General features: G+C 47.8%; 12 protein-coding genes. 1 reads left to right on the top strand and 11 read right to left on the bottom strand.

Annotated features, from left to right (window positions below; translation table 11 throughout):
- The 7 genes from ACZ25G_RS06415 to ACZ25G_RS06445 form a co-directional block, all read right to left on the bottom strand.
- Positions 1-1222, bottom strand: a 1222-nt coding sequence (locus tag ACZ25G_RS06415; RefSeq protein WP_463681904.1) for an MATE family efflux transporter, incomplete at its 3' end; no start/stop codon positions are given.
- A gap of 106 nt (positions 1223-1328) precedes the next feature.
- Positions 1329-2714: an alpha/beta hydrolase fold domain-containing protein gene (locus tag ACZ25G_RS06420; protein ID WP_463681905.1), complete on the bottom strand. Its 1386-nt coding sequence runs from the start codon at positions 2712-2714 to the stop codon at positions 1329-1331.
- 19 nt (positions 2715-2733) lie between these two features.
- Positions 2734-3414: a flavodoxin gene (locus ACZ25G_RS06425; RefSeq protein WP_463681906.1), complete on the bottom strand. Its 681-nt coding sequence runs from the start codon at positions 3412-3414 to the stop codon at positions 2734-2736.
- Between the two features lie 14 nt (positions 3415-3428).
- Positions 3429-4598, bottom strand: coding sequence for an iron-containing alcohol dehydrogenase (locus tag ACZ25G_RS06430; protein ID WP_191481693.1), 1170 nt, complete (start codon positions 4596-4598; stop codon positions 3429-3431).
- A gap of 91 nt (positions 4599-4689) precedes the next feature.
- Complete coding sequence (locus tag ACZ25G_RS06435; protein ID WP_463681907.1) at positions 4690-5715, bottom strand: alpha/beta hydrolase; 1026 nt, start codon at positions 5713-5715, stop codon at positions 4690-4692.
- 111 nt (positions 5716-5826) lie between these two features.
- The gene (locus ACZ25G_RS06440) at positions 5827-6720 is read right to left on the bottom strand and encodes a LysR family transcriptional regulator (protein WP_191481691.1); all 894 of its coding nucleotides are present in this window, start codon (positions 6718-6720) and stop codon (positions 5827-5829) included.
- Between the two features lie 79 nt (positions 6721-6799).
- On the bottom strand, positions 6800-7231 hold the full coding sequence (locus ACZ25G_RS06445; RefSeq protein ID WP_191509761.1) for an RrF2 family transcriptional regulator: 432 nt from the start codon (positions 7229-7231) through the stop codon (positions 6800-6802).
- A gap of 135 nt (positions 7232-7366) precedes the next feature.
- Between ACZ25G_RS06445 and nadA the strand changes: the two genes are divergently transcribed.
- Complete coding sequence (gene nadA, locus ACZ25G_RS06450) at positions 7367-8278, top strand: quinolinate synthase NadA (RefSeq protein WP_463681908.1); 912 nt, start codon at positions 7367-7369, stop codon at positions 8276-8278.
- A gap of 63 nt (positions 8279-8341) precedes the next feature.
- Here nadA and ACZ25G_RS06455 read toward each other — a convergent pair whose 3' ends face one another.
- From ACZ25G_RS06455 to ACZ25G_RS06470, 4 genes are all read right to left on the bottom strand, one after another.
- Positions 8342-8755 (bottom strand): DUF3788 domain-containing protein, encoded by a 414-nt coding sequence (locus ACZ25G_RS06455; protein ID WP_191509763.1) that lies wholly within the window; start codon positions 8753-8755, stop codon positions 8342-8344.
- Between the two features lie 27 nt (positions 8756-8782).
- Positions 8783-9241, bottom strand: coding sequence for a VOC family protein (locus ACZ25G_RS06460; protein ID WP_463681909.1), 459 nt, complete (start codon positions 9239-9241; stop codon positions 8783-8785).
- Between the two features lie 75 nt (positions 9242-9316).
- Positions 9317-10465, bottom strand: coding sequence for a sodium ion-translocating decarboxylase subunit beta (locus tag ACZ25G_RS06465; protein WP_462933618.1), 1149 nt, complete (start codon positions 10463-10465; stop codon positions 9317-9319).
- Positions 10466-10516: 51 nt separating this feature from the next.
- Positions 10517-10885: an OadG family protein gene (locus ACZ25G_RS06470; protein WP_463681910.1), complete on the bottom strand. Its 369-nt coding sequence runs from the start codon at positions 10883-10885 to the stop codon at positions 10517-10519.
- Positions 10886-10993: the final 108 nt, after the last annotated feature.

Here is a 10993-nt window from a genome sequence, read left to right on the forward strand (position 1 = left end):
TGAGCAATGGGATATTGAGAAGCCCCTGCCTGCTGAAGGTAAGGATTGCAGAGGGTATTCCCTTCCCCATTGCCTGCAAGGTGTAGCTAATCAGGAAGTTCACCGAAGTCAGTGGAACGGCCAGGCACGCAATCCTCAAAAACTGGGCTCCCAACGTGCTGGTCTGTTCCTCTGGGATAAACAAATGCAGAATTTGTGGCGCAAAGATGGCAAAGCAGGCCACAAAACAGGCGGACATTACAAGGGCTGTCTTCCAGGAAAACACGGAAACATGGCGCATTCGCTGATAATTTTTTGCCGCAAAATTATATCCTACCAGGGGCATAAAGCCCTGACATAGCCCCATGGAGACGTTCAGCGGGAACTGGTCAATCCGTTTGACAATGCCGTAGGCTGCTACAGGAATATCCCCATATCCGGAGGCGAGACGCACCATCACCATGTTGGAAGCGTTTCCCAAAGCTGTAGCCAACGCAGAGGCCAGTCCCACCGAAAAGACTGGGCCGGTGAACCGGAAAGTAAAATTTTTTGGATGAAGGGACACTGCCGTTTTATTTCCGAGACGGAGGTAGCAAACAACAAAAAATACGACAGAGGCAGCATTGGAAAATGCTGTGGCAATAGCGGCCCCTGTTACATCCATATGAAAACCGAAAATCAGAATCGGGTCTAATACCACATTGAGGATACCGCCAAACATCATCCCGGCACTGGCTTGTCGAGCATGTCCCTCACTGCGCAGCAGATGGCCCAATGTCAGGCTAACCATGGTGGAAATTCCGCCCAATACCACCACCCAAAACAGATAGCTTTCCGCATAACCATAGGTGCCTGAGCTCGCCCCTAAGAAATACAAAAGTGGATTACGGGTAAAGTAGGTTACCATAGAAAAGATCAAGGTAGCCGCTGCCCCTCCCCACACACTGAATGCGGCTACATGTTTGATATCTCTGTGGTTTTGGGCGCCCAGCATCCGGGAAATCAGGCTACTTCCTCCTAGGCCGAATAAGTTGCCCAGCGCGGTGAGCAGGTTAAACCACGGTGACACCAGGGATACTGCCGCCACCATGGTGGGATCTCCAATCTGGCCTATAAAAAAGGTATCAGCCAAATTATAGATCATCGTTACTACCTGACTAATGATGGTGGGAATTGCCAATGTTGCCACCGCTTTCGGCACCGGCATTGATTCAAATAGATACTTTTCCGTTTTTTCCTCCATAGCTTGTACAACCCCTCTTTCTGATTGCGGCAAAGAACAAAGGCAAACCCCTCCCGACAGATACGGGAAGGGTTGCCTGTTTATTTTTATATTCCCAAAGCGAATGTCAGCTTCGGCCTGAAGCGCTTTCAAAGATTCCCGACAGCCATTGATCGTAGGTGGGGATCCAGCCGCCATCTGCTCCAAAGCCGTGAGGCATGTTGTCGAGTTGCAGCCGCTGTACCGAAACACCGGCCTCTTCCGCTGCATCGGCATTTGCCAAAAACTGCTCATAGAATGGATCACGGGTACCATAGCAGTAAAAAGTAGGAGGCAGATTTCCGGACCGCAGCAATGCTACGTCGGTGGTTCCAACGCTCAGCCGTCCATAAAAGGAGTAGATCATGCCACAAGCCGACGCGTCGGCAGAAACAGCGTCAAGGTCGTCCGGTACATAGTCTGGATCCAGCGCTGTGCCGTTGACCTGCCCATCAAAATTCAGCAGCATCTCGCCGCTTAAGATCCCACCGGCGGAAAAGCCCATAACAGCAATGTCCTCTTCATCTATGCCATATTCACTGGCGTGGGCCCGGACAAATCGAACGGCACGGGCCAGATCCAACGCGCCTTCCCGTTGGGTATAGGGCCGCAAGCGATAGTCTACTACAAAGCTCTGATATCCAAGCTGGCTTAAGGCTTCCGCTACATCTATGCCTTCCGGATGGTCGCTGCGAAACTGAAATGCTCCGCCAGGACAGATCAGGACTGCACCCTTGATCTCTGTTCCCTCTGGTACCGGGAAGCTGGTGAGATAGGGGCGGAAATCCGGGTCATCTGAGTAGTTGCCATTGTTGACCGTATACTCTGTGGTGGCAGGAACATTGCCTTCCTCCCACAGATATAGGACCTGCTGAGCCTGGGGAGTTACAGTGGCAGTGGCTACCGTATTGCCATCGCCGTTCTCAGGAACAAATTCCTCGTCAGACAGCTCCAGTCCCTGGGCCCATGCTTTGATTTCCTCCTCCCCTGTGTCTTCGGAAAGCAGCAGAACCGTCTCTCCCAAAAGAGCACCAGGCTGCAGCTGTGAAATTGCGGAGAGAATTTCATTGGAATCATTTCCATCTCCAGCTACAAAGGGGAAAATCGTTCTTGCGCCAAAATCATTCTCCCCAAGAAAATTCTGTATGGTTTGCGGCAGGGTACTGTCTTCGGCGGAAAATCCCAGCAAAACAAATTCGTAGGTAGAGAAATCTTTCTCCGTTTCTTCCTCAATGGGGAACAGATCGCCGCCTACCGTTTCCCCCAGCAGTATGGCCGCTTGCTCTAAGGCATCGCCATCCTTTGCTGGGGCGTAGGCAACAAGAATATTGGAATGGCTTTGCTGCTGGGTAGCGCCCGCCCCATCCGAGGAGGGGGCAGCCGATTGGGAGGAGGAGGTCTCCCGTGTTGTTCCGCATGCAGCCAGTCCAAGTATCAGGATAAAGGCCAAAAGAATGGCCAAGATTTTTTTCAAAAGTAGCGCCTCTTTTCTTTTATAGGCCCAGGCCATCCACCCAGGATTGTACTTCCTCTGCGCTTACATTGGAGGAGAAGCGCTGTCCTTCCAGCCAATTGCCGGTTCCGGCCATATCCGCTAACAGCTGCCCGCTTTCGCCAAGGCCAGAGCTGGTAGAGGTGCAGAAGGGGATCATTGTTTTTCCGGTAAAGTCATTGGCTTCGATAAATGTGTCTACCGGCCAGGCCGCAATGCCCCACCAAATGGGATATCCAATAAACACAGTGTCATATTCTTCCCAATTCTCGACGGTATCGGCCACAAGTTCTACATCCCGATCATCAGGATTGTCATGCTCATACACAACACGGCTGTTTGTATCATTCCAGTTAAGGTCAGCATCGGTATACGGCTCAACCGGCTCTAGTTCAAACAGGTCACCGCCCGTTGCTTCCGCAATGTAGCCTGCAGCCCCTTCTGTATTTCCGGTGGCTGAAAAATATACAACCAATGTCTTTCCGCCCTCTGTCTGCGATTCCTGAACGGATTCACTGCTTGTGGAGGCAGAAGAAGTTTCTTCCGGCTCGGAGGACTGGGATGTCTGGGGTGCTGTCGAAGTAGATGCAGAAGAACTGGAGGAATCTGGTGTTTCACTGCTGCATGAGGCAAGGCCCAGTATCATTACAAATCCCATCAATAAAGCGATTAATTTTTTCATGGTAATGTCTCCTTTCATTCAAAACACTCGTTAAAGATTTCCAAAATTTCTTCATGAGTCATTTTCCTGTAGCTGCCCGCTGAAATGCCGCAGGAATCGGCAATCTCGCGCAGCTGCGTTCTATCGGTAACGCCCAGCTCCCGCAAGGTGGTGGGCAGTCCGATCTCTTTGATAAAGTCTGCCAGAGCTTCCACTCCGGCCCGGGCAAGCTCTTCGTCGCTTTTCCCATTGCCATCGATTTCCCACACATTTATTGCAAAGCGGACAAATTTGGGCAGGCCCGCTTTGTAGATATGCCGGTAGTAAACTGGATGGAGCACCGCCAGGCCGCAGCCGTGATTACAGTCGGTGTAGGCTCCCAGCTGATGTTCCATATTGTGGCACTGAAAATCGCACCGCTTGCCCATTTTAATAATGCGGTTCTCCGCCATAGTGGAGTCCCACAGCAGATTGCTGCGGGCGGTGTAATCCTTTGGATTCACAATGGCGGCACGCAGATTTCGGATCACGCTTTTCATCAAAGCTTCCATGATGTCGTCGGAGACATTGTCCTCATTGGGCTCGCTGAAATAGGTTTCCATGATGTGGCTGAGGATATCAAACCCGCCGGAAACCATCTGCTTGACCGGCACACTATAGGTATAGACGGGATCCATTAGGGCAAAGCTGGGATTGAGTTTGGGATAATCCCTTCCAGTCTTTACTTTTTTCTCCTCGTTGGTAATGACCGCACCGCCATTGCACTCACTTCCAGTTCCCGCCACTGTGACGATAATGCCTAAGGGGAGTGGATCAACCTCGATGACTCCAGGTTTCTCCCAAAAGTCATTCCAAACGTCCCCCTCATACTTTGCTGCTAGAGATATCGCCTTACAACAGTCCATCACGCTGCCTCCGCCGACGCCGAGGATCATGTCCACATGTTGTTCCCGAGCCAGTTTTGCGCCCTTTTGCACCTTTGCATAAGTAGGGTTTGCCATAATGCCTGAAAACTCAACGATCCTTTTCCCCGCAGCCCATAAAATGCTGGTTACCTCATCGTAGATACCGTTTGCCTTGATAGAGCCTCCCCCATAGGCCAGCATGATGGTGTGATAGGGTTCTGTCAGGCAGGAGAGGTACTCCTTTACACATCCCTTGCCAAAATAAACTTTCGTTGCATTTTGAAAGATAAAGTTATTCATATACAAATCTCCTTTTTATGGATTTCCTAGTTTCCAATGGTCAATAATCAGAGGAGATACGTGTCCTATACACTTCTGACTGTTTTTCTCCCTACATTTGCTCTTCCCAGAAAGCCACAGCATCATCGATCCAGCCCTCAGCTACTGTACCAGTGCCCAGACCAAAGCCGTGGCTAAGGCCAGGATAGTGGTGAAACTCTGTTGGTATGCCCAAAGAACTTAGGGCGTCGATCCTCCGCTGCATTGTCCTCCAGCTGGCGATACCGTCGTTTTCTCCCACACAGGCAAAGGTCGGTGGATCGTTTTCGGTATAATCAGAGTGGCCTGTATACTGCATGATAACGGCGCCAGGTTGCGGCAGATCCTCTCCCCCGAAGGCTCCCGGTCCATAAGATCCCAGCCAGGCTGCCATTCTTGCCCCGGCAGAACCACCCCACAGGGAGTAGCAAGTTGTATCTACTCCTAATTCCTCCGCATGGTCAAAGATAAAGCTGATGGCACGGGCCAGATCTTCGCAGGCTGTCTGGGATCCCGGACGATAAATTAACGCAAAGGCGTTATATCCGCGCTTTGATAATTCCAACGCGTGAGGAAAACTATCCTGCATGGCCCCTACATAGGCAAATCCTCCGCCGGCATTACATACAGCAAATTGTTTTCCAGCTTCTCCCCTGAAGAAAAATAGTCCTGTATCCTCTTTTTCCGGATCCTCTGCCTTCTCCTCTTCTGTGTAAATATCATAAAACACCGTTTCTCCTGCCTGAGCCCGTGCTTTAAGGTCATTGACAATTTCCACCGTCTTATCGGGGTCAATGTTGTTGTACCAGGTCAGCCGAAGCTCTCCCAGCGTATCCCCGCTGTAATAGCCGCTGTCAACGGGAAAGATCAACCGGCCATATTCTTCAAAAACCGGGTCATTGATGACATCTGTTATTTTGGAGTTAACGGTATAATATTCATCTACACTCTGTTGCGCAGTGTTCTCTCTTTCAGATCCCTGTGAAATATTTCCTGAGGTTCCGTTGTCACCGCCATTGCAATTTGTCTGACCTGTGTGACATCCAGCACAGCACATTAGCAGGCAAAGGAGGATAAGGGTAAAAACCGTTTTTTTCATATTGTTCTGTCACTTTCTTTCCTGTTACCTTTGTCTTTATTATAAAAAAAACGAGACTTCCACAGAAGTCTCGTTTTGTTATGGAGTATTTACTACAAGGTTAACAGTACCTTACGCTTTTACTACCCTTGCCACAGCCTGCAAAAATCGCTTTACCGTAGGAGATGGATTGGGAGAATGGAGCAGGCCGAAAGGTATGGTATATCCCCAATCCACCGGCAGAATCTTGAGCAGTGGGTGGACATATCGCCAATTTTCCACTGCCATGAGGACACAGTTATTATTCTCGCATTGGTTAAATGCCGCTACATCATAAAAATCGAAATCCACAATCTGGATTTGTGGGTGGTTCTTCCAAATGTCATCCCGGAGCAGATCTACGTAATGGCTCCAATTCCTGCGCATGAGCATCAGTTTCTCTCCATATAGATCCTCCATGGAAAGCCTGTCCTTTTGTGCCAGCCTATGGTGAACAGAAACCGCGCAGCAGATGGGTTCTCTGGTAAGCTCCAGTCCTGCGCATTGTCGCAGATTCAACATGGTCTCATCAAAGATACCTGCTACTACATCGATGTTCTGGCCCAGATTTCCCAAGATCTCTCTCGCATTCTCAGGGGTATTATCAAAAGGAATCAGCTGAAACTTTGTGTTGGGACAACTTTTTTGAATCTTGGGCCACAAATCCACCAGTACCTGGGCCGGTGTCATCGGTGAAGTGCCAATGCGGATAATGTTTTCACTTTCCTGCATAGCATTTTTGGCACGTGTCACAGAATCCTTACAATACTGGATGATATATTTCGCGTCCTGATAAAGGGATTTTCCCGCATTTGTCAAGACCAGCCCCCTATGGGTGCGAACAAAAAGCTGCAAATCCAGGCTTTCTTCCAGCAGGTTGATCTGTTTGATGACCGCTGGCGGGGAAATATAGAGCTTTTCGGCGGCTTTATTAAAACTGCCGGAATCCACTACGCAAATGAAGGTATCCAGTTGAGGATTATACATAGGAACCACCGCTGCCTCCTTTGATTCACCTGGTCCAACGATTCTACAAAATATATTTTAAGTTGTTTCTCTCCGGCTGTCAAACAGGTGAGAACTCCTCATTTTTCCGGCGATAGTCATCCACCAATTCCTGGAGGGTAATTTGATCCACCACTCTGGTCACCGCCTCCTGTACCCGGGACCAGACGGAATAGGTAACACACCGCTCCCGCCGAGGACATTCGTCGTCATCCAAGCAGGCTACCGGGGTCAAGCTTCCCTCCGTTACCCGAAGAATATCTCCTACTGTGATCTGGGAGGGTTCCATCTCCAGACGGTAACCACCTTGCGCCCCCCGCGTACTTTTGACCAGCCCCGCCTTTCCCAAACGGGTAACGATCTGCTCCAAATATTTTTCACTGATTTCCTGTCTCTTTGCAATATCACGCAGGGAAACGGGTTTTCCTTCATAAGCGAGACCCAGCTCTACCATCAGGCGCATGCCATATCTTCCCTTGGTTGAAATTTTCATTTCTTCACCTTCTCCGCCACCCCTGTTATAGTGGCTTCCTTGACTTTTGGCCCATTATATCATATAATATTTTTCGCATCAATAAATTCATAGAAAAATTATAGGAATTCAGTTGAGGGGATTAGGTGACAGGTGATGATAACACAGCTCCAGGAAGAGATCTTAAAACTAAAGAAGGAAAAAAACATCGGCATTTTGGCCCACAGCTATCAATCTACCGATATTCTGGAGATTGCCGACCTTAAAGGCGATTCCTTTGCCTTGAGTGAAAAAGCCCAGGACCTAGATTTTGATACTGTCATTATGTGCGGAGTACGTTTTATGGCTGATACGGTCAAAATCCTCTCCCCCGAAAAAAAAGTGATCCTGGCCGCTCCGGATGCCACCTGTCCCATGGCCGAACAGATCGATCCCCAGCGAGTAATCGACTATAAAAAAGAGCATCCTGATCACACCGTAGTAGCCTACGTTAACACAACAACGGAACTCAAGGCGGTCAGTGATGTCTGTGTAACCTCTTCCAGCGCCCAGAAAATCGTAGAGCGGCTGGATGCAGAAACCATCCTATTTATCCCCGATCAAAACCTTGGTTCTTACATTCGGGAAAAAGTCCCGACAAAAAAGGTGGTATTATGGGATGGCTATTGTCCTGTACACCATCAAATTACCGAGGAAGATGTGCTGTCCTGTAAATTGGCCCATCCCGGATGTAAGGTGCTGATGCATCCCGAATGTCCCGGAAACGCCCTCCGTTATGCAGATGTGGTGGGTTCCACTGCCGACATTATCCGTTACTGTGAAAACACATCGGAGGATGTGATCATCGGCACCGAAAAAAGCGTAGGGGATTATCTTTCTCTCTGCTATCCTCACCGCAATTTCTATCTTCTCTCCAAGAAGCTGATCTGTCCGGATATGCGTATTACCACATTGACAGATGTCTATAAGGCGCTGATTGGTTCCGGAGGACAAGTGATTGAAATAGAAGAAAATCTCCGTCTTGCTGCGCGTCGAGCCATCGATCAAATGATCCGCCTAGGGAAATAAAAAATATTTAAAGGGGGCAGCCTTCCTTTGAGAAGTCTGCCCCCTTTTTCATCATCATTTTCTTCACTTCCTGTTGGGCTTTCTTTTCAGGGCCAATAAATTCATAAAATCATGAAACATGGATGTATCAGTCGGTTCAAACATTATCCATTTGCCATCACGGTAAGTTTTCGATTCATCGTAGATCTTTTGGACTTGTTTAGAATAACGATTTCGTTCTGTTTCAAACTTTGCTCTCTCGTCTTTTCCAAAGATAATCATAAAACCTATACAATTTTCTCTGGCGTATAGCGCGCAAAGTGTCTTACCGCCTCGACGGTATTTATACTCATAAGTCCATGCTTTACCGCCTTTATTCCACAGGCATTCCATCTCGTATTTTTCTTCAATTAAAGTACACAACTTGTTCCATACATCATATAATGATTGCCCGACTAAAACAGTCATTTCCTCTGCATTCGGTATTTTATCAAGCATGGTTATCTCTCCCCCGTAAATTCTTTTTTATCGCATGCAAGCATTTATAAATTTCATGGGTACACTCATGCGTTCTGCAACCTGTTTGGGTGTCATGCCACTGTCTAAGAAGCGTTTGCATACTACTTTTAAGTTTTCTCCAACCTCGATTATATGCCTGTCTGGGTCATAGAAGCGGACAACACGCTGTCCCCATGCATGCTCTATCACAGGGTGGACATATTCGATATCATATCTTTTCAGTTTGTCAGCGAACTGATCAAAATCATCTTCCTCAAAGTAGATTTCAAAATCGTTGCCGCCAAAAGAAACGTCACTTGTACCGATAAACTCTTTGTATGTTTCCACTGTCTGTAAAGCTAGACCGCCTGTTAAAGTTTTATTTGATCCAAAATCCATAATAACATGAAGCCCCAAAATTTTTTTATAAAACTCAACGGATTTATCTATATCAGTTACTACCAACATAGGATTTTTTAATTTCATCCATATTCCCTCTTTTTCACCGTTCTTACGAAGAAAAAACGGCACGGAAAACCGTGCCGTTTTTGAAATTGCAATTTATGCAAGGATGCTCAACAGAACGCCAGCCGCCACTGCCGAACCGATAACGCCAGCGACATTGGGGCCCATGGCGTGCATGAGCAGGAAGTTCCCAGGATTGTCTGCCTGGCCAACCTTTTGGGAAACACGGGCAGCCATAGGAACAGCCGATACACCGGCAGAGCCGATGAGGGGATTGACCTTCCCGCCTGTTGCCTTATACATAATTTTACCAAAGAGGACACCGCAAGCTGTGCCGCAAGCAAAGGAAATCAGGCCAAGAACGATAATGCCCAGAGTCTGCATATTTAAGAAGGTATCCGCAGAAGCTGTAGATCCAACAGAAATGCCTAAGAAAATCGTGACAATATTCATCAGCTCATTCTGGGCTGTGTTAGAAAGCCTCTGGCAAACACCAGATTCTCTTAAGAGATTGCCCAACATCAGCATACCAAGAAGGGGCGCTGCCATAGGCACCATCAGGGATACAACCAAGGTAACAAAGATGGGGAACAGAATCTTCTCTGTCTTGGATACCGGACGAAGCTGCTCCATTACAACCATACGCTCTTTTTTGGTGGTCAATAGCTTCATGATTGGCGGCTGGATAATGGGTACCAACGCCATATAGGAGTACGCCGCTATAGCGATGGGGCCTAACAGGTGAGACGCCAACTTGGAGGTAACGTAAATTGCGGTAGGTCCGTCAGCGCCGCCGATGATGCCGATAGCACCAGCTTCAGCGGGAGTAAATCCGAGCAGAAGAGCGCCTAAGAAGGTAAGGAAGATACCAATCTGTGCCGCAGCACCCAACAAAAAGCTTTTGGGGTTCGCGATCAGAGGACCAAAATCCGTCATCGCGCCGACACCCAAGAAAATAAGCGGCGGATATATTACATTCTCTACACCAAAATACAAATAAGAGAGAAGGCCACCTGAATCATGGGCGCCAAGATCTGCCAACGGTAGATTTGCCAAAAGGATACCAAACGCAATCGGCAGCAAAAGCAGTGGTTCGAATTTTTTTACAATTGCCAAGTACAACAAGACACAGGCAATGGCAATCATGACAGCATATTTCCATCCGTCACCAATAAAGAACTGAGCAAAACCAGATTCTAATGCCATATCCTGCAACGATTGCCAAAACGTTGCTAAGATTTCCATGAGATAAATCCCCGTCCTTTCACAATCAAACTCAAAATTCTTTTAACATTCCTAGAAAGGCTTCGTGTTTTCCATCATACCTGCCAAGCTCCAAACAGGACGGGCCTCTCGGGCTCTTTTGACACTTTTAATGGAATAATTGGACGAACCGCCCATCATACTCGCCACAGCCGCAGAAATTGCCGCAACCACCTCGCCGGGAATCCCCTGTTCCACCTTCATCAGCTGAGGAGGATTGGGAACCGCTTTGGTTGTAACCTCTTTCTTTTCATTTTTCTGCGTCTTATTGGGAGTTTCCTTACCTTGGACCGATGTCATAATCTTTCCAACCAAAAGAACCGCAATGATGAGGATAACAAGAGCAATGAATACAATTACTATACCACTTAAAATAACCGATAACGCCAAATTCCAATCCATATGCATCAATCTCCTTGGCTTAAAATTTCCGCCAAAACAGACAGAAGATTTCTTAAAAATCCTTATCTATTTTAAAACGATATCAAGTTTTATTATATAATAATTTTC

This window comes from Zongyangia sp. (assembly GCF_965361945.1).

Coding starts and splice junctions, on each gene's coding strand:
- ACZ25G_RS06425 (WP_463681906.1), bottom strand. CDS start 3,414: ATGAAAAAATTAATCGCTTTATTGATGGGATTTGTAATGATACTGGGC.
- ACZ25G_RS06430 (WP_191481693.1), bottom strand. CDS start 4,598: ATGAATAACTTTATCTTTCAAAATGCAACGAAAGTTTATTTTGGCAAG.
- ACZ25G_RS06435 (WP_463681907.1), bottom strand. CDS start 5,715: ATGAAAAAAACGGTTTTTACCCTTATCCTCCTTTGCCTGCTAATGTGC.
- ACZ25G_RS06440 (WP_191481691.1), bottom strand. CDS start 6,720: ATGTATAATCCTCAACTGGATACCTTCATTTGCGTAGTGGATTCCGGC.
- ACZ25G_RS06445 (WP_191509761.1), bottom strand. CDS start 7,231: ATGAAAATTTCAACCAAGGGAAGATATGGCATGCGCCTGATGGTAGAG.
- nadA (WP_463681908.1), top strand. CDS start 7,367: ATGATAACACAGCTCCAGGAAGAGATCTTAAAACTAAAGAAGGAAAAA.
- ACZ25G_RS06455 (WP_191509763.1), bottom strand. CDS start 8,755: ATGCTTGATAAAATACCGAATGCAGAGGAAATGACTGTTTTAGTCGGG.
- ACZ25G_RS06460 (WP_463681909.1), bottom strand. CDS start 9,241: ATGAAATTAAAAAATCCTATGTTGGTAGTAACTGATATAGATAAATCC.
- ACZ25G_RS06465 (WP_462933618.1), bottom strand. CDS start 10,465: ATGGAAATCTTAGCAACGTTTTGGCAATCGTTGCAGGATATGGCATTA.
- ACZ25G_RS06470 (WP_463681910.1), bottom strand. CDS start 10,885: ATGGATTGGAATTTGGCGTTATCGGTTATTTTAAGTGGTATAGTAATT.